At 68.1% G+C, this 17787-nt stretch carries 21 protein-coding genes and 1 pseudogene; 17 read left to right on the top strand and 5 right to left on the bottom strand.

All coding sequences use genetic code 11. The features are described 5' to 3' along the window. The first annotated feature begins 24 nt into the window (after positions 1-24). From EDF63_RS13915 to EDF63_RS13900, 4 genes are all read left to right on the top strand, one after another. Positions 25-621 (top strand): TetR/AcrR family transcriptional regulator, encoded by a 597-nt coding sequence (locus tag EDF63_RS13915; protein ID WP_185021428.1) that lies wholly within the window; start codon positions 25-27, stop codon positions 619-621. 77 nt (positions 622-698) lie between these two features. Further along, the gene (locus EDF63_RS13910) at positions 699-1484 is read left to right on the top strand and encodes an SDR family oxidoreductase (RefSeq protein ID WP_123313576.1); all 786 of its coding nucleotides are present in this window, start codon (positions 699-701) and stop codon (positions 1482-1484) included. Positions 1485-1512: 28 nt separating this feature from the next. Next, complete coding sequence (locus tag EDF63_RS13905; RefSeq protein ID WP_123313575.1) at positions 1513-2280, top strand: SDR family NAD(P)-dependent oxidoreductase; 768 nt, start codon at positions 1513-1515, stop codon at positions 2278-2280. 148 nt (positions 2281-2428) lie between these two features. After that, a complete protein-coding gene (locus EDF63_RS13900; protein ID WP_123313574.1) occupies positions 2429-2929 on the top strand; it encodes a hypothetical protein in 501 nt (166 codons plus the stop codon). Positions 2930-3086: 157 nt separating this feature from the next. Here EDF63_RS13900 and EDF63_RS13895 read toward each other — a convergent pair whose 3' ends face one another. Together EDF63_RS13895 and EDF63_RS13890 are read right to left on the bottom strand one after the other, a co-directional pair. Then, positions 3087-4115 carry an alpha/beta hydrolase gene (locus EDF63_RS13895; RefSeq protein WP_123313573.1) on the bottom strand — a complete coding sequence of 343 codons (1029 nt, stop codon included), beginning with the start codon at positions 4113-4115 and terminating at the stop codon, positions 3087-3089. Between the two features lie 149 nt (positions 4116-4264). Beyond that, positions 4265-5041, bottom strand: a pseudogene (locus EDF63_RS13890) (NADPH-dependent F420 reductase); the annotation flags it as partial. Between the two features lie 50 nt (positions 5042-5091). Between EDF63_RS13890 and EDF63_RS13885 the strand changes: the two are divergent. From EDF63_RS13885 to EDF63_RS13875, 3 genes are all read left to right on the top strand, one after another. Beyond that, complete coding sequence (locus EDF63_RS13885) at positions 5092-5481, top strand: MerR family transcriptional regulator (RefSeq protein ID WP_123313571.1); 390 nt, start codon at positions 5092-5094, stop codon at positions 5479-5481. A gap of 78 nt (positions 5482-5559) precedes the next feature. Then, on the top strand, positions 5560-6351 hold the full coding sequence (locus tag EDF63_RS13880) for an NAD(P)-dependent oxidoreductase (protein ID WP_123313662.1): 792 nt from the start codon (positions 5560-5562) through the stop codon (positions 6349-6351). A 126-nt stretch (positions 6352-6477) separates the two neighbouring features. Further along, positions 6478-7494 carry a carboxypeptidase-like regulatory domain-containing protein gene (locus EDF63_RS13875; RefSeq protein WP_123313570.1) on the top strand — a complete coding sequence of 339 codons (1017 nt, stop codon included), beginning with the start codon at positions 6478-6480 and terminating at the stop codon, positions 7492-7494. A 77-nt stretch (positions 7495-7571) separates the two neighbouring features. Here EDF63_RS13875 and EDF63_RS13870 read toward each other — a convergent pair whose 3' ends face one another. Further along, complete coding sequence (locus EDF63_RS13870) at positions 7572-8285, bottom strand: GAF and ANTAR domain-containing protein (RefSeq protein WP_148061789.1); 714 nt, start codon at positions 8283-8285, stop codon at positions 7572-7574. Between the two features lie 344 nt (positions 8286-8629). On the opposite strand from EDF63_RS13870, the gene EDF63_RS18445 reads away from it, so the two are divergent. The 4 genes from EDF63_RS18445 to EDF63_RS13850 are packed head-to-tail and all read left to right on the top strand — an operon-like array spanning position 8630 to position 11966. After that, positions 8630-9067 carry a hypothetical protein gene (locus EDF63_RS18445; RefSeq protein ID WP_148061788.1) on the top strand — a complete coding sequence of 146 codons (438 nt, stop codon included), beginning with the start codon at positions 8630-8632 and terminating at the stop codon, positions 9065-9067. A 57-nt stretch (positions 9068-9124) separates the two neighbouring features. Further along, positions 9125-10030: a hypothetical protein gene (locus tag EDF63_RS13860; protein WP_123313567.1), complete on the top strand. Its 906-nt coding sequence runs from the start codon at positions 9125-9127 to the stop codon at positions 10028-10030. After that, the gene (locus tag EDF63_RS13855) at positions 10018-11310 is read left to right on the top strand and encodes a hypothetical protein (RefSeq protein ID WP_123313566.1); all 1293 of its coding nucleotides are present in this window, start codon (positions 10018-10020) and stop codon (positions 11308-11310) included. Before EDF63_RS13860 ends, EDF63_RS13855 begins: the two co-directional genes overlap by 13 nt. Next, positions 11307-11966: an ABC transporter ATP-binding protein gene (locus EDF63_RS13850; protein WP_123313565.1), complete on the top strand. Its 660-nt coding sequence runs from the start codon at positions 11307-11309 to the stop codon at positions 11964-11966. Before EDF63_RS13855 ends, EDF63_RS13850 begins: the two co-directional genes overlap by 4 nt. Here the strand turns inward: EDF63_RS13850 and EDF63_RS13845 are convergent. Continuing rightward, complete coding sequence (locus EDF63_RS13845) at positions 11950-12321, bottom strand: hypothetical protein (RefSeq protein WP_123313564.1); 372 nt, start codon at positions 12319-12321, stop codon at positions 11950-11952. The two genes, EDF63_RS13850 and EDF63_RS13845, sit on opposite strands and share 17 nt — an antisense overlap. A 121-nt stretch (positions 12322-12442) precedes the next feature. On the opposite strand from EDF63_RS13845, the gene EDF63_RS13840 reads away from it, so the two are divergent. The 4 genes from EDF63_RS13840 to EDF63_RS13825 all read left to right on the top strand — a co-directional run bounded on the left by EDF63_RS13840 (position 12443) and on the right by EDF63_RS13825 (position 14966). After that, positions 12443-12817, top strand: coding sequence for a hypothetical protein (locus tag EDF63_RS13840; RefSeq protein WP_123313563.1), 375 nt, complete (start codon positions 12443-12445; stop codon positions 12815-12817). Positions 12818-12876: 59 nt separating this feature from the next. Beyond that, positions 12877-13419, top strand: a complete 543-nt coding sequence (locus tag EDF63_RS13835) for a VanZ family protein (RefSeq protein WP_123313562.1) — start codon at positions 12877-12879, stop codon at positions 13417-13419. A 115-nt stretch (positions 13420-13534) separates the two neighbouring features. Beyond that, complete coding sequence (locus EDF63_RS13830) at positions 13535-13957, top strand: DUF6578 domain-containing protein (protein WP_123313561.1); 423 nt, start codon at positions 13535-13537, stop codon at positions 13955-13957. Positions 13958-14315: 358 nt separating this feature from the next. After that, the gene (locus EDF63_RS13825; protein ID WP_148061787.1) at positions 14316-14966 is read left to right on the top strand and encodes a hypothetical protein; all 651 of its coding nucleotides are present in this window, start codon (positions 14316-14318) and stop codon (positions 14964-14966) included. Between the two features lie 45 nt (positions 14967-15011). Here the strand turns inward: EDF63_RS13825 and EDF63_RS13820 are convergent, their stop codons facing one another. Continuing rightward, positions 15012-15548, bottom strand: coding sequence for an AAA family ATPase (locus EDF63_RS13820; RefSeq protein WP_123313559.1), 537 nt, complete (start codon positions 15546-15548; stop codon positions 15012-15014). Between the two features lie 449 nt (positions 15549-15997). Here EDF63_RS13820 and EDF63_RS18440 point away from each other — a divergent pair, with 449 nt between their 5' ends. Together EDF63_RS18440 and EDF63_RS13810 are read left to right on the top strand one after the other, a co-directional pair. Then, positions 15998-16525, top strand: a complete 528-nt coding sequence (locus tag EDF63_RS18440) for a hypothetical protein (RefSeq protein ID WP_148061786.1) — start codon at positions 15998-16000, stop codon at positions 16523-16525. 354 nt (positions 16526-16879) lie between these two features. Beyond that, complete coding sequence (locus EDF63_RS13810) at positions 16880-17719, top strand: CPBP family intramembrane glutamic endopeptidase (RefSeq protein ID WP_123313557.1); 840 nt, start codon at positions 16880-16882, stop codon at positions 17717-17719. Positions 17720-17787 lie beyond the last annotated feature (68 nt).

Genomic DNA, 17787 nt, shown 5'->3' with positions numbered 1-17787 from the left:
TCGGAAAAGTCGTATGGTGGGACCGTGCAGAGCAGCGCGCCCGTGCGGGCAACCGATCCCCGTCCAGCCCGGACCCGTGCCGCGATCGTCCGCGCCGTCGAGGGCCTCGCCGCCGACGCGTCGACGGAGATCACCGTCAACGCGATCGCCCGCGCTGCCGGGGTGAGCCGGAGCGCGTTCTACGCGCAGTTCGCGGACCTCGACGACCTCGCGGTCGCGATGCTGGTCGACGCCTTCCGGGACATCGGGCTCGACGACCTCCGGGCACGGGACGACCACGATGCCGACCTGCGCACCCTGGCCGTCGCGGCGAACCGCCGGATGCTCGCGCACATCGGTTCGCGTTCCGCCTTCTACCGGGCGTCCCTGGACTGGCGGTTGTCCGGGCGGGTGCACGAGAGCGTGGTCGCCGCGTACGCGCAGCAGGTCCTCGCGACGATCCGACTGCTCGGCGTGCGCGTCCCCCGGACCGTCCACGCCGAGGACACCGCCCGGTTCATCGCCGGCGGTGCGATCGCGATGCTCACGGCGTGGCTGCGCGACGACGCTCCCGCCGAACAGGACGCGATGGCCGAACGACTGGTCGCCGTCATGCCCGAGTGGCTGGTCGGCAGCGACTGACCCCTGACTTCTCCGCTGCCCGAGCGGAGCTCGCGCGCTCCCGCGCGCCGACGTCGACGATGACGAGAGGAACCACCATGAGCAGGACGTACGTGGTCACCGGAGCCGCTTCCGGTATCGGCAAGGCCACCGCAGAACGACTCGAAGCCGACGGGCACCGCGTGATCGGTGTCGACATCAAGGACGCGGACGTCGTCGCGGACCTCAGCACCGCCGAGGGCCGCACCGCGCTCGTGCACGAGGTCGAGCAGCGCTCCGGTGGCCGGGTCGACGGCGTGATCGCCGTCGCCGGGCTCGTCGCGGCGAGTCCCGTGACGGTCGGGGTCAACTACTTCGGCGCGACGGCCACGCTCGAGGGACTCCGCCCGCTCCTCGCCGGCTCCGACGCCCCGCGCGCCGTGGTCGTCGCGTCCCTCGCGGCCCTCGAGGAGGTCGACGAGGGCCTGTACGAGCGGCTCCTCGCGGACGACGAGCCGGGCGCACGCCAGGAGGCCGAGCGCATCGGCACCGCGACGAACGCCGCTGGGTCCAGCGCCATCTACTCGACCACCAAGAAGGCGATCGCGCAGTGGGTCCGCACCCACGCGAAGGACCCGGAGTGGGCCGGCGCCGGCATCGCACTGAACGCCATCGCTCCCGGCGTCATCGAGACGCCGATGACCGCCGCAGCACTGGAGAGCGCCGAAGGCCGCGCCGCCCTCGACGCGGGAGCCCCGTCCCCCCTGAACGGTCCGGCCGCACCACCCGCAGCCCCTGCAGCGCTCCTGGCCTGGCTCGCCAGCGCCGAGAACACGCACGTCACCGGACAGATCGTCTTCATCGACGGCGGCGCCGAGAGCATCCGACGCCCCGAACGCATCTGACCCCCACCACGAGAGCAGGAGACACGACATGGCACGACTCGACGACAAGGTCGCGATCATCACCGGCGCAGCGAGCGGCATGGGCCTCGCCGGAGCCCAGCTGTTCGCCCGGGAGGGCGCGACCGTCATCATGACCGACGTCAGCGAAGCGGCACTGCAGCGGGAAGCGGCCACGATCCGCGACGAAGGAGGTCGGGCCACCGCGATCACGCTCGACGTCACGTCGCCGGAATCGTGGAACGGCGTCGTCGAACGGGTGGTCGCCGACCACGGACGCGTCGACGTGCTCGTCAACAACGCGGGCATCCACATCGCGAAGGGCATCCTCGAAGCCGAGCTCGACGACTGGAACACGGTCATGGCGGTGAACACCACCGGCGTGTGGCTCGGCATGAAGTCGGTCATCCCGCACATGCAGCGGCAGGGCGGCGGCTCGATCGTCAACGTGTCGTCCATCGCCGCGATCGTCGGCGGCGTCTCCGATGCCGGCGGAGCCGCGTACTCGGCGTCGAAGGGCGCCGTGCGGTCCCTCACGAAGCACGCCGCACAGTGGTTCGCCGGCGACGGTGTCCGCGTCAACTCGATCCACCCCGGTTCCGTCTACACCGGCCTCGCCGCCGCTGCGGGCATGACGAAGGAGACGATGGCCGAGCAGCTCGGCGGCGAGGTGCCCCTGCCGCCGCACGTCGGCGAACCGACCGACATCGGCTACGGCATGGTCTACCTCGCCTCCGACGAGGCGAAGTACGTCACCGGCGAGGAACTCGTCATCGACGGCGGCTGGACCAGCCACTAGCCGCTTCCGAGGCGGATGCGGCCACGTGAGCGCGCTCCTGCGCGCGCGGACCGGGTCCGGGACGCGACCCCCTGGCGGACGGGAGGCGGGGTGCCGGCTGGCACCGCGCCTCCCGTCCCTCGTCGCCCCGACAGTGGACACTGAAGACGTGAACGCACGAATCCCTGGCCGCGTCGACGTCGGTGCCGCCGTCATCCTGACGGCGGCGCTGAGCGCTGCCGGTTGCAGCAACGCTCCCGGGAGCAAGGCGGCGGATCCGTCCGAAGCGAAGCAGTCGATCGTCAGCATCGTTGAGGAATCCGCCGACGCCGTCGGCGGTGACTGGACCGTGTACCGCGGCCCTGCCGCCGAGGTCTGCACCCAGTCGGGCGGTGGGGACGGCGCCCGTTTCGTGTACATCCTGGAGCGGAGCGACACCGACGGCACTGACCCCGCCGCCGACATCCGGACGGTCGAGGAGCTCTGGCAGGCGAAGGGCATCACGACGGAGCGGTTCGAGAGCGGCGGCTCGGACCCGCTCACCGGCATCCGGGGCGCGGACGGGCCCGTCACCTCGATCGGCTTCAACGCGTACCCGCAGCGGTACAGCATCACCGGTGTCTCGAAGTGCTCGGACGGTGATGTGAAGGACCTGCGCAGCCCCGAGTGAGGCGGGCGCCATGGTCCGCTGGTCGCGCCGTGACACCCGCCCTGACGGGAGGTGGGCCCCACCCGCCGGTACCGGCGCACCGCGCCAGCGGGGTGACGGCCGTGCCGGCAGGGACGGTGCCAGCTGGCACCGGGCCTCCCGTCCCTCGTGGGGACGTCTACCGAGACAGCCCCGTCACGGGGCCGTCCTGGCGCCCGGCTGCGCGACTGATCGGCGAAGAATCGCCGAGCAGTCGTCGGGTCCAGTCCGCGAGGGCGGCGGTCGCGGTCCGCGAGATCGCGGCGTCGGGCACCATGCTCGTGAACCCGTGGAAGGCTCCGGGCCAGACGTGGAGCTCCGCGTCGACCCCCGCTGCCCAGAGGCGGCTCGCGAAGGCGACGTCCTCGTCGCGGAAGACCTCAGCACTGCCGCAGTCGATGTAGGTGCGCGGCAACGCCGACAGGTCTGCGGCACAAGCCGGAGCGGCGTACTCCGAGACGTCCGCCGTGGCACGGCGTGCCCCGAGGTAGGCGTCCCACGCGAAGCGGTTCATCTGACGGTCGGCGACCCCGACGCCGTCGATCTGCTGGGTCGAGACGGTCTCGTCACGGTCGTCGAGCATGGGTGACACGAGGATCTGCGCCATCAGGTCGGGACCCTGCCGGTCACGGGCGAGCAGGGCTGTCCCCACGGCGAGTCCGCCGCCGGCGCTCTGCCCCGCGATGACGATCCGTGCCGGGTCGATGCCGAGCTCGTCGGCGTGCGCCGCCACCCAGACGAGACCGGCGTAGCAGTCCTCCACCGGGTACGGATCGGGGTACTCGGGTGCGAGGCGGTAGTCGACGCTGACGAGGACCACGTCGTGGTCGAGCAGCCAGTCGTCGAACGAGTCGAGGTTCCCGAGGTGGTGACCGAACACCATGCCCCCGCCGTGGATCGAGAAGACGGCCGCTGTCGTTCCGCTGCGCTCGACACGGTCGATGATCGCGAGGTCGATCGGGTCGCCGAGGTGCCCCGGCACCGTGACGCTCCGCCGCTGGTACCCGCGGGAACGCAGGCGCTCGTCGACGACGTCCTCGGGCACGTCGAGCTGTCGCATGCGGGGCAGCATCTCCGCGGTGAGGGTGAACGGACCGCGGGCCTCGAGCGCCGTCAGGAAGGTCGCGAGTTCGGGGTCAAACGGCGGGCGGGCGATGGGGTCGGACACGGGCGCACTCCTTCGATGAAGAAGTGGCGACTCCCGTGAGACGCGTGTGCGGTCCCGCCTGCCGGAGCAGCGCGGGCTTTTTCCCTCTGCCGACGACAGTAGTGCACACGACACCACGGGTCGCACACCGCTGTACACGGAAGCGGGCGTCAGCTGTAGGACGCGCGGTTGATCGCCACGAGGAATCGCCCCTCCGTGGCGTCACCACCGCCTCGGACGTAGTCGCCGATGACCTCCATCGCCAGGTCGCGGCGCTTCGGCACGCGCTCCTTCTCGGCGGCGGCGAGCCAGTCCGGCATCTCGGCGCGCGTGCGGTCGGTGCAGTAGACGGGGGAACCAGGCTGCTGACGCCACGACTCGGCGAGGACGCCGGCGTCGACGGCGTCGAAGCCGGTCTGCTCCACCAACTGCATCGCGAGGGCACGATCGGCGTCACGGTCGGCCGCCACGGGGATCGCCACGCGGCGCGGGTCGCCGGGCTCGGAGGCCTTCGCATCGAAGGACTGCGAGGTGATCGCGTTCCACGCCTTCACGACGGGGCGTCCGAACAGTTCCGACAGCCACACGCTCTCGGGGACGCCCTCCTCGAAAGCGCGCACCGAACCGTCGCGCATCGGGTAGTAGTTCGAGGTGTCGATGACGACTGCGCCTTCCGGAGCGGATCGGACGTACTCGGCGATGTCGGCGTTGCGGTTCATCGGGACCGAGACGATCAGGACGTCGACTCCATGCGCGACCTCGGCCGCGGCGACTGCCCTGGCTCCGGTACGCAGCGCTGCCTCGTCGATCGTCTCGGGGCCGCGCGAGTTGGCGATCATCACGTCGTGACCCTGCCGGCTCAGGCGTCGGGCGATGGTGGAGCCGATCGACCCTGCACCGATGATCCCGATCGTCAGGTGGTCTTCTTCTGCAACAGACATCCCACTAGGATCAACCTTCTCATTAGTGTGAAGGTCAAGTCGCCCGAGGAGGACGCGTGCGCATCGGAGAGCTGTCGAAGCGAACGGGCGTGCCGTCTCGCATGCTCCGCTACTACGAGGAGCAGGGCCTGATCACTCCGAGGCGTCTGGACAACGGGTACCGGGAGTACGACGAGTACTTGATCGATCGCGTGGGCAAGATCAAGGGCCTGATCGACGCGGGCATCCCCACACGCATCGTGTCGGACATCCTCCCCTGCCTCGGGCAACCCCAGACGATCGTCGTCGAGAACGCCGAGCCCGGGTTGTTCGCCCTGCTCGAGACCGAACGCGACCGGATGACCGAGAAGATCGACTTCCTGGTGCACAACCGGGACGCCATCACCAGCTACCTCCGGGCCCTCGAACTCGCAGGCATCCAGTCACCGGAGACCCGGGCGAGTTAGTCCGGTTCGCCGTTGCGGGCTGGACTGATGGTCCGTCGTCAGGACTTCGCCAGGCAGTTCGGCCAGTACGATCGCACGATGTCGAGCATCGCCGGAAGCCGTTGGGTCATCACCGGTGCTGCCGGGAACATCGGGTCTGCACTCCGGTCGGCACTGTTGGAGCGTCACGCGGTCCTCGTCTCCACCGACATTCGTCCGATCACCTCCAGCGCCCCACACGAGTCCGTCGCAGAGGTCGACCTCGCCGACCTGGAGAACCTGGTGGAGCTCTTCGCCGGAGCGGACGGCGTGGTCCATCTCGGTGGCATCGCCGACGAGGCCGACTTCCACGACCTGGCCGAGGCCAACATCCTCGGGACCTACCACGTGCTCGAGGCCGCCCGGCGGGCCGGGGTACGACGGGTCGTGTACGCGAGCAGCAATCGCTTGACGGGCTCGTACACCGCGGGTGACCACGTAACGCCCGACATACCGCCGCGACCTGACGGTTTCTACGGGGTGTCGAAGGCCGCGGGGGAAGCGCTCTGTCGGCTGTACGCGGACAAGTTCGGGATGAGCACCATCTCGTTGCGCATCGGCAGTTACGAGGAGCAGCCGTCGTCCGCTCGAGAGCAGCGGACGTGGCTCAGCCCCTCTGACGCGATCCGCGCCTTCGTCGCAGCGATGACGACGACCGAACACACCGCAGTGTTCTACGCCGTCTCCGCGAACACCGATGGCTGGTGGGACCTCCGGTCCGGGGAAGCCGTCGGTTTCTTCCCGCAGGACGACGCGGCCGCATGGAGCACGCGGGAGCTCATGGACCCGGACGTGCCGCAAGGTGGGAGGTACGCCACCCCCGAGTACTCGACAGACCGGATGCGCCGGTAGGCGATCGTCGACCGGACCTGCTCCCGAGGCCACGCTCGGGTGCGGCGACCACCGGACGAGCCTTCCCCACCGCCCGCCCGACGCGTACAGTCCCCCGCAAGGTACGACTGGTGAGCGGGGAACGCGATGCGACTGATCACGGGGACGACACTGGTCGTGGCGCTTGCCGCAGCCGCGATGGTCGGGCTGGCGCCGCCAGCGGCTGCGGCCGGGTCGGGAACGATCACCGTGCAGCTCGCAGCGCCGGACGGCACAGCGATCCGGCTGGCGGACGTCGAGCTCGCGGCTATCGGCACCGACGTCGTCGTCGGGAACGCCACCACCGACGATGACGGCATCGCGACGTTCACCGGCATCCCCGCACCGGACACCGTCACGGTGACGACGCGGCAGCTCCCGCCGCACGGAACGGCGACCTACGCACCCGGACTCCGCTCGGACATCGCCGTCCGCGGCGGTTCGACGGTCGCGGTCACCGTGCCGCTCGTGATCGGTGCCACCGTGCAGGGCGGTGTGGTCGGCCCCACGGGGCCCGCCGCTGGGCGCCTGATGTACGCCTGGAACGAGGACACCTCGCAGGTGTTCCGGACGACTTCGGACGAAACGGGCCAGTACCGGTTCGTCGGGTTGAGCACCGGGAAGTACCGCATCGAGGCGTACGCCAGCGGAACGGCGTCGCCCGCAGTCTGGAAGACCCGGGTGTACCAGCAGCGTGGGACCCTCCCTGCTTCGCAGGTGACGTTGTCGAGGCACTACGCGCACAGTGACTACGACCTGGTCGTCTTCGCGGCCACGTCGTCCCGCGCCCCCTCGGCGCAGCTCAGTGGCGCGAGGGTGACGGTGACGGACACGACGACCGGGGCGTCGTTCTCGACCCGGTTCTCGACGCTGCTCGACAGCGAGCAGACGGCGCAGTTCCAGATCCCCTCCGGGCAGTACGTGGTGGAGCTCCGGACAGTGGCGACGACCGCGACGCCGGCGCGTGCGCTGTGGCTCGGGCGTCCGGGGGGCGTATTTCAGTACGTGGCCGACCGGGCGCAGGCCGTCCCGGTGAACGTCGTGTTCGGCGGGTTCAACGGCTGGGGTGGGGCGGTGCCCGAAACGTCCGTGGCCGTGGCCGCTTCGACCGCAGCCACGTCTTGATCCACATGGCGACGCTCCGGGGCGACCGAAGCGGAAACGAGCGGAGCCGTCGACGCCGGGCGCGTGGCCGAGTACGACTAGCCGAGGGTGGTCCGTCCGGCGAGGACGGCGAGGGCGACCTCGGCGAGCGGGAGCTGGTTCCGCCGCGCGTGGTCGCGCAGCAGGGAGAACGCGGTCGCGGTGTCCACCCCGTTGCGGTTCGCGATCCACCCCTTCGCCTGCTCGATCACCGTGCGGCTGTCGAGCGCTGCTTGCAGCTGCCCCTGCGTCGTCACCGCGTCGTCGATGGAGCGCTGCTGCAGGAGCGAGATCGCAGCGATGTCGGCGAGCGCTCGGGCGGCGACGAGGTCGTCCTCGTCGAACGCGCCGGCGGACTCGCTGAACAGGTTGAGCGATCCGATGACGGTCGTCCGGAGCCGCAGCGGGATCGAGTGGACAGCCGTGTACCCGGCGTCAGCCGCAGCCCGGCAGAAGTGCGGCCATCGCGGCTCGGCCAGTCGGACGTCGGGGATCGAGACCACGCTCCCGGTCCGCGCTGCCTCGAGACAGGGCCCGTCGCCGACTTCGAGCTGCAGGAGCTCGAGCAGTCCGCTGTGGTGTCCCACCGAGGCGGTGATCTGCAACCGGTGGTCCGAGCCGAACAACATCAGCCCGGCAGCGTGGACGTCGAACAACGCCGCCGACTCGTCCGCCAGATGCTGCAGCCGCCCGCTGAGGTCCCCTGAACCGGTGGCACTGCCGACCAGCGCGATGATCATCTGCAACAGTCGTCGTTCGCGATCGGCGCCCACGGGGTCACTCCAGATGCTGTGATCAGAAGTGGCCGGTCGTGCCCTGCTCCAGCAGTCGAAGGCCGCTTGCCGCCACACTAGGGCCCGGGGATGCGAACACGCCTGGCGCGGGTCCACGTCACCCCGGTGATCCGATCGCAGACGCACCGTGACGGGCGATGACGGAGCAAGCCCCGGCACCAGCTGGCACCGGGCCTCCCGTCCGTCCGTGGTCGCGCTGCAGATCCCAGACCGCGTATCCAGCGCTCGGTCGCGAGCGAGAACACGTGCTCGACAAAGCGTTCAACCTTTGACATGTTAACTACTGAACGGTTGGACTTCACTGTTCAGGGAGGGAGCAGTCAATGAGCAAGATCGGTCAGCAGGCTCGTCGAGTTGCTGCAGGCTTCGCCGCAGTAGTTGTCGGCGGGACAGTGTTCCTCGGCGCGATCCCTGCGCATGCGCAGGGTGCGGGAGAGGGGGTCGTCGGCGGGTGGTCCGAGAGCGCCGGGACCATCGATGACGCAGGAACCGGGATGTCGGTGTTGGCGGTGAACCACCGTGGTGCAGCGGAGCGGAAGACGATCAACGGGACGACGCACAAGCGCTCGCACGGTTGGACGACCTGGGCAGGGGTGCAGCACTACACCCGTGCGCGGCTCGAGCACGGCAGCCGCATCATCGCGGACTCTGGCCGGAAGTGGGGCAAGTCCGGCACCGAAGCACTGACTGTGTGGAAGCCGTTCCGGCCGAATCAGCCCGGCAGCGGTGTCGGCACCGCGAAGACCTACTACGGCAAGTGACACATCGCAGCGGGTGCGAGCCGACAGCTCTCACCCGCTGCGGCGTGAGGAGACGACGTGACGAAGCGACAGCTCACGGTGACAGCTGGCCTGGTCTTGCTGGCCATGCTCCTGACCGTGCTGATCGGAGTGTTCGACGCCCGTCGACGTGTCGTCGCCGTGGAGGGCAACGACCTCCGCGCTGGCCAGAGCGCGTGGGTGACCGCGACGCTCGACGAACTCCGGCGTGCCAGGAGTGCGTTCGAACCGGGAACGAAGGTGTTCGTGGACCTCGAGGAGAACGTCCGCGCCGTTGCGGTCCTGTCGGGACGGTGGACAGACGTTCCGCTGCACGACGGGCACTCGTTGTCGGGGCGTCCCGGCGAAGCTGTCGTCGGCTCTGACATCACCGTCCGCGGTGACGACCTCGCTGTCGGTGGCAAGACGTACACCGTGGTGGGACGCCTCGGCGTCCGGGCGGACAGTCTGCTGTCCGATGATGTGGTCCTCGCCGATCCGTCGCAGTTCTCGGGGTCACCACAGCGGCTGCTCCTGGACGGCCCGAACAGTGTCCGCCACTACAACGCGCAGTTCCCTGGCCGAAGCGTCGAGATCATCGACGACGGCACGAACCGCAGGACGAACGTCGACGCCGTGTCGCCGGTCCTGGTCGCGCTCGGCGCGCTCGTCACCATGCTGATCGCCGTGGTCGCAGGTCTTCAGGCTGGACGATGGGAACTCCGCACCGCCGCCGTCCGCTTCACCACCGGGTTCCGACCGCTGAACACCCTTCGCAGCGCGGCCGCCAGAGTCGCTGTGATCGGCACCGCCGCCTGTACGACCGCCCTCGCAGGCGCGGCGGTCGTCAGGCAGACCACCACGCTCGACCTCGACGTCACCGCCGCAGTCGTGGCGGTCGGAAGCGTTGTGCTTGCCGTGTCCGTCGCTTCGTTCTGGCAGGGAAGCCGTCGATGGAACTGCTGAACGACCTCCGGTCCAACTGGCCGATCATCGTCGCCAAGATCGTCCTGCTCGTGCTGCTCGCACTCTGCTGTTACAACGTGGCGTCGTTCACCCAGTCCACATCGCAGGCCGTGGCCCAGGGCCTGTCCGCTGACGCCGACGTCGACCTCTACACGGTGATCGACGATCTCGACCCGGACGCTTTCGAAGCGATCCGGCGAGACCAGCACGCGCTCGACGAAGTCGCCTTGTTCGTCGATCGCATCGACGACGAGCCCGGATTCGACTTCATCTCCTCGTACGACCAACCCGTCACCGTGCAGGACTTCCGCGGCGACGACCGCTTCGACGTCGGTTACGGCACCGAGTACACACTCAACGGGAAGTACCAGGACGAATCGGGGCGAAGTGTTCAGGACATCAAGTCCATCCAACTCAACGAGAACGCGTACGAGTTCGCGGGGCTCTCCGTGCAGGACGGTGAGCCGATCGAGTGGGATGCCGTCGACTGGGGGTCCGGCCAGATGCCGGTGCTCCTGGGCGCTGAGTACCGCGGCGTGTACGAGCTCGGACAGCGACTCACCGGCTCGGTCATCCTGCAGGAGCAGGAGCTCGAGGTCGTCGGTTTCCTCGAACCGAACAGTGCCATGTACTTCCGCGGTGACGCCAACCACTACCTCGACGACACCGTCATCGTGCCCTACCCGCCGACACTCGCCGGACTCGACCGAGCAGCACTCGACCGGCTGGATCCCGAGCTGTTCGGACGCCTGGTGTTCCAGGTACTCAACGCCGACCTCGCCGTCGATCGCAGCCTCGATTTCAGTGGCGTCGTCGCGCGACTCGATGAGATCGGAGACGACACCGGCTTCAGGTCGTACACGTTGCTCGGAGTACCGACCTACCTCGTGCAGCTCTCCCTCGTCCGCCAGCTCATCCAGGACAACCTGGTGCTCGTCACCGCGCTGCTCGTCTCGCTCACCGCTGGAGTGGGCATCATCACGGCGTTCCTCAACCGACTCCTGCATCACCGTCGAGCGCCAGTGGCGCGGGTGCACCATCTCCTCGGAAAGAGCCCGAACCACACGAACCGACTGTTCCGCGCAAGCCGCCTGACCGAGTACACCGCCGCGCTCGGGCTGTTCCTCGCTACCAGCGCGCTGCTCCCCAACGACAGCGCGACGGCTCGACTCGGCGCCAGCACCGTCCTCCTGCTCTGGTGCGTGGTGGACGGCGCTGTCAGCCGACGAGCCGTCCGTATCGAACTGACCACCCAACGCCGAAGAGGTACCCCACGATGATCGCGCTGCGCGACGTCTCGAAGACGATCACCGAGCCCGACGGATCGACCCGAACACTGTTCGACCGACTCGACTTCGACCTTCGCGACGACGATCGGTCAGTAGCCATCACCGGGCGCAGCGGATCCGGCAAGAGCACGCTGCTCCGAATCCTCGCCGGCCTCGACACCGACTTCGGCGGGACCTACGAGCATGACGGGCACGTGCTCGAGCGCACCACATCCAGGATGGCGGCGCACCGGCTCCGTCACATCGGCATCGTCACCCAGGATCACAACCTGCTCGGCGACCGCAGCGTGCTCGACAACGTCCGGCTCGGAGTTCCCGCTCGCGCTGACTCGGCCGCCCGAGCACACGACGCCCTCGAGGCGGTCGGCATCAACCACCTCGCCGGCAAGCGCCCACGACGACTGTCAGGAGGAGAAGCGCAGCGCGTCGCGATCGCCCGAGCCATCGCGAAGCACCCAGCCGTCGTCCTCGCCGACGAGCCCACCGGCGCACTGGACGAGACGACCGAAGACGACGTGCTCGCCCTCTTCGACCGGCTGCAGCAAGCGGGAACCAAGTTCGTGATCGTCACCCACAGTGAGCGCGTCGCGCAGCGATGCGGACGGCAACTCCAGCTGCACCACGAGCAACTCATCGCGCGCGGCTGAAGAACTCGGCGAACATCTCCCGTTTCGCCGCGTGCGAATCAGTCTCGAGCTCAAGTCCCTCCATGTTGAGGTCGGTCCCGAACAGTCGCAGGATTCCCGGGCCGTTCGACCCCGCGGTCTCGAGGGACACCGAGAACAGCGTCGGCGACGTCTCGCCAGCAGCAATCCGCCGAGCTTCTGCGAACGCCGCGCGGTACGTCGCGTCGGTGACGCGGATCACACTGACCGACCAACTCGTGGCGTCCCAGTCGGGCGCGACCATCTCGCCGCTCGGTGCATGGAAGAAGTGCACGACGAACGTGTCGCGCTCACCTTCGGTGCCGTACCGCCGTTCGTCCACGTCCTCGATCTGCACGGACTCATCCTGTCAGCGCACGCTGGGGCGTTCGAGCCGGTGAACCAGCAGGGCGCTACGCTCGGCTCGACCTCGGTTCACGGAGACCGCTGGCGGAGCAGAAACGATCGAGGCAATCCCCATGAAGACGCGTTTCGCGAGCACGTTCCGCAGAAGGAACGCTGCTCGAGACGACCTGGTGATCATCTGGGCTCTCAACGTGGTCGGGATCGTCGCCGTGGTCACGTCGTCCGGCTACGTGTTCAACGAGAACCTGTACGCCTACGGGCTCTGCGCGACCCCTCCACACACCGGCTGCTCGGACGCACCCTGGTTCAGCAGCATGAGCCTCTCGTTCTTCGGAGGCATTGCCGCGGTGGGCGTCGGCGCTTTCCTGGGCCTCCGGCGGTACGGAAATGGCCGTCGCGGCATGTGGTTCCCGCTCGCTGCACTCGGAGCGGTGGCTGCGTTGACGGGATTGTCGATCGCCATCCTCAAGATCGCGACTCCGTTGTAGTCCTGCTCGCACCGAGTCGGATCGGCGTCCAGCAGCTCGGCGTCACTAGGCTTCTCCGGATGTCTTCCAACCCGTTCGGCGAAGTCCCCGTCCTGCCGGTCGCCATTCCCGTCGGCGTGGTCGTGTTCGTCGTCCGACTGGCGCTCCTGCTCCGCGGACGGCGCTTCACGTGGCCGCGTGCTGCCGTCGCGGCCGCGATCGCCGTCTACGCCGCAGGAATCATCGCGAACACGATCTTCCCGATCTTCCTCCGCCCGACGCCGAGCGACGAGCCGTGGGCACCGGCACTGGCGTTGATCCCGTTCCACGACTACGAACTCGCAGATGCGCTCACCAACGTTGCCGTGTTCGTACCGCTCGGCATCCTCCTCCCGCTCCTCATGCGTCGTCCGTCGTGGTTGCGGGTGCTCCTCACCTCAGCGGCGGTCAGCCTGACGATCGAGCTCCTGCAACTCGCCGCGCAGAAGCTGTTCTCCGGTGGTCACGTCGCTGACATCAACGACTTCATCTGGAACACATTCGGTGGGGCCATCGGCTACGCGATCTTCGTCTTGCTCACACGCGTACCGATCGTCGCCGTGCTCGTGAACCGGTTCCGCTGACGCTCGACCGCTCGGGCCTCACGCACCGCCTGAGCTGCAGAGCACCGTCCGCTTGCGATCGGTGAGCGGTCGCTCGCACCGAGACCTCGAACGCCGGGCGGATAACCTTCGGGACATGCCGCCCGAACAGCGTCCGCCGGAGAGCATCGTGCCGCCTCTGGAGGACGGGGAGCGCGACGTCTGGCTCATCGAGTGGCAGGTCGCGGAGGACGCCTTCGACGTCGCCGTTGGCGAACACGTCAGGTGGGACGTCGTGGACGCCGACCGGAGTCGTCTCGGCCATCTCGGCGGCCGACGCCTGGTGACCAAGGAACGCAACACCTACTCCGAGGAACTCGATGCCGGGCCAGAGCGGCCGATCGTGGGTGTGGTCACCCGGATCGACCAGGTGTCGGTACGGTACGGGCCGTCCGCGAACGGCTCGGGGCAGGAACCGATCCCTGGCTCTGCGATGCAACACGCCGCGCGGGCACTGGCACCACGAATCCCGCACGAGGGGACGATCGTCGGTTGGGTCGTCCGCATCCGGGTCGACTGAGGCCGCGGGATCGCGTCCGGTTCGGCGTCGAGCCGTGCCCACCGGGGTAGGACGCCTCCTTCTTCCGCGCCCACGACGCCGGAGATGCTGGTGCCGAGGAAGCCATCGGGCGAGGGCGGTGGTCCTTCCGACCGGGCACGCCACCCGCTGAAGTTCAGCCCCTCGGTGGCCTGCGATTCGCGCGGACGACGATGACGGCGGAGATCATCACGCAGAGACCACTGACGGCGGTGAAGTACGGCCCTGGCCGGGAAGGATCGAGAGCGATCAGCACGACGTCGGCCAAGAACACGACCAGCGCGCTCCTCCCGTCCGGTAGCCAATCCCTTGCCGGACGCAGTCGTACGCTGTGCGAGTGGTGAGCATGATCATCCTGGTGATGGCCGAGTACATGGTCGACGATTCCCCGCTGTGGTACCGCGGATCGCGGTCCAGAGAACACTTCGGGGTTGCCGAGGCCACGGACCTCGGACTGAGCGCGTCACTCCGGCACGACCTGCAGGCATGGAACGACGTCTTCGAGCAGGTGAGGCAAGAGGTGTTCGACGATCGTGACAAGTCGCGCGCAGTCCCGTCGACCTCGGCGTCCCCCGAAGTGTTGGAAGCTCACCGAGTCGAGTCCTTCACCCTCGCGAGTCGCGTCCAGCTCGAGCTCGGTGACGACGTCCACGTCTGGTGCGGCGCAGGCAGTGGCATCGACATGGTGACCGAGTCGGGGACGGCCGTCGTGCTGCCGAACGGACGACCGGGCACCGATGTCGAGTTCCTGCGTGACGGGAAACGCGACGTCAGATCGGCGCGTGCTGCGGGCGCACGTGAGGGAACAGCCAAAGCAATCGTCCACTGGCGTGCCCTCACCGAACGAGCCGGGACCCCGTTCGGCGACGCCGAGACCCGCGCCCTCGGACTCCGAACAGCCGGGCGCCTGCAGGGCGACGTCGGACCTCGCGCCCAGGTCATCTTCTACGCCAGCGCGTCCGCGCCATACCGGGTCGACGAATTCGACTGAGGTGGCCAAGCACGACAACCGATCGGTTGTCGGAGGGGTCAGCGATCACGGACTTCGCCGAGCCAAGTCGTTCCGGCGGTAGTACTCCTCCAAGGCCGCGCGGTCCGGCAGGAACACCTTCGGCCGATCGAACTCGTCGAAGGCGTGTCGATACCGGAGACGGCTCTTCCTGGCGGGTCCAAGCAGGAACCGGACCATCTCGATGCGGACACGGTCGCGAGTACCGTCCAAGCTCCCAGCGCGGTCGGGCTCGAAGAGACTGCGTCGGAAGTACCGGCTGATGCTTGCTGCCGTCGAGGCGTCCAGGAGCACCAGACCAGTCGCTCGCCGTAACCGGCCGGGCAACCAGCGCGAGTAGTTGCCCTCGATGACCCACTGCTCGGTGTTCATCGCCTCGTTGTGCATGCGCTCGAAATCGGTGTCCGGACGCTCGACCCACTGTGTTCCGGGCAGGTGGCGGTACTGGTCGAGGTGGATCACAGGGAGCGAGCGGACTCGGCCGATGGCCGCCGCGAGGGTCGACTTACCGCTGTTCGATGGCCCCAGAATGCAGATTCGCTGGCCGAGGTCGTCGAGGTCCATCTGGCGAGTCTCGCAGGGCGCACCGCTAGGCCGTGGCCGCTTCGACCGCCAACAGGTCTTAATCCACGACACGACGCTACGGGCTGATCTCAGCGGACACGAGCGGAACCGCCGCCGCTGACCGTCCGGTCGCCGATCGGGCGAGTATGGGCACCGGCTCGCACTCCCCCTGCGATCGGACGCGCGTCCCATCCGGCGTGCTCGTCGTGTGGAGTTCTCGTGGTGGACGTGGTGAGGGCTCATGGTCATCGCGCTGACGGGGCTTGTGTTGATCGGGCGCGCTGCCGTCATGGCGGTTCGTGGAGATGGGGTCGCACTCGACAGCTGACTGCTGGCAGACCGAGATCGACTCGGTGCGGGATCAGCTACCGAGGTCCCCGTCCGACCATGGGACAGAGCGGCCGATACGCTCCGACCATGAGCGTCAGAACTCCTTGGCCTGTGCGACGGTGAGCATCGAGTCGTTCGACGTTGAACCGGTCGACCATCGCAGGTTGTTTCGATGGCTGCTCGGTCTGGTGGCTGCTGTCACTGGTGTTCTTGCGATCATCGGGTGGCCACTGCCGGCGGCGCCGGGACGATACGTGACGTCCGATGCATGGGAACGCACGACCGCCTTGATCGAAGCGTGGTGGACACACGACGGTTGGCGAATGTCGGGGGCGTCATGGTTTTGGGGCGGCGTCGCGATGGGCGCGACAACTGGCGCGATCGCGATCTGCGCCGGGAAGCAACGGACATGGCGCAAGGCGTGGTTGCTGACCGTGCTCCCAGGCGGAGTCATCGCAGCGCTGGGCCCGTTGGTCCAGGTCGCGTTGGGCATTCCGTGGTCGAATTACTCACAGAACCATGACGCCCGCTCCACGATCATCGTGTACGTGGTCGGACTGGCGCTGGCGGTGGGTCTTCCATTTCTGCAGGGGTGGGTGATGCACGGCCGCGAGCGGAGCGACGGCGACGGCGCGTTGCGACGTTGACTCACCGAGATCGCCGATCCAAGACGATTCGCCGACTCGAATCGTTGTCGTCGGATCACGCGATTCGAGTCGTCCATCCTGTCGTGGTCCGATCAGCGTGATCCGAAGCGCGTCGGTGCAACTTCGGCACGGCGAGGCGATGCAGCCCTGGCATAACGACAACGAGCTGAGCGAGGTGTCGTTCGACGATCGGTCAGTGAGACGGCCTGAGTCGGGAGCGCCACGGACGACAAGTCAACGGAGCAGCTAGGTTCGAGGCGGCGCACAGAGTGCGCTCATAGGCGCCGGCACGACCGACCGGGGCCTTCGATCTCGTCACAGCCACGTCTGCCGTGGGAACCAGGGGATACGGCCATGAACACCACTGCTCAACGATCAGGATGGGCACGCTTCTGGGATCACGGGCGGTGGTGGAAAGCGCTCGTCCTCGCCGTCGGCTACCTCGCGATCTACGAGCCGGCTTCCCTGCTGATGGCACCGTTCGTGCCCTACATCGGCGACGAGGACTCAACGAGCTACGTGCTCGTGCTCATCGTCGTCCCAGTCCTCATCGGGGGCCTGGTCTTGGTCGGGTTCGGGGCATCCGTCGGATGGCTGCGGAGCACTTTCGAACGGCAGCCGATCCGCGGCAGAGGGTGGATGTGGATCGCGATCGTCGTCGTGTTGCTGTTCAACGTGCTGCGGTTCGCGAGCATCGACTACTCCGCCGCAGGGTTCGACTGGGTCGCCGCTTGGCTGCTTGCCGGACTCGTCATCGGTTTTTCCGAGGAACTCCTCACGCGCGGCTACGTCGTCCGCATCATGCGGTCCTCGGGACACTCCGAGGTTGCCGTCGGTTTGGTCTCGGCGGCGCTGTTCGCCCTCCTGCACGGGAGCAACCTGTTCACCGGTCAGGCTCTCGGCCCGACGTTGCTGCAGATGGTCTACACGTTCTTCTTCGGCTTCTGCATGTACCTCGCTCTGCGGGTGACCCGCACGATCGTCGCGCCGATCCTGCTGCACGCCAGCACCGACCCCAGCATCTTCATGCAGGGCACCCACCCGGCGGTCGGCGGCATCGGCTCCCTCGCGCAGCTCGGCAACATCGCCGTGGTCCTGGTCGGGGTTGTTCTCCTCATCGTCTTCCTCATCTCGGAACGACGCATACGGCACCACGACCAGATCATGCTGTCCAACTCCGTCCGGGGCTCCTGACCAGACGCGCATACGAGGAGCGTCCGCAGAACGACCGGCTGGCGATACAAGTGCGCAAGCGCCAGACA

Origin of the sequence: Curtobacterium sp. JUb34 (assembly GCF_003755065.1) — a bacterium.
Taxonomy (GTDB): Bacteria; Actinomycetota; Actinomycetes; order Actinomycetales; family Microbacteriaceae; genus Curtobacterium.
The sequence above is the reverse complement of the archived record's forward strand: the minus strand, read 5'-3'. Positions and strand labels throughout refer to the sequence as shown.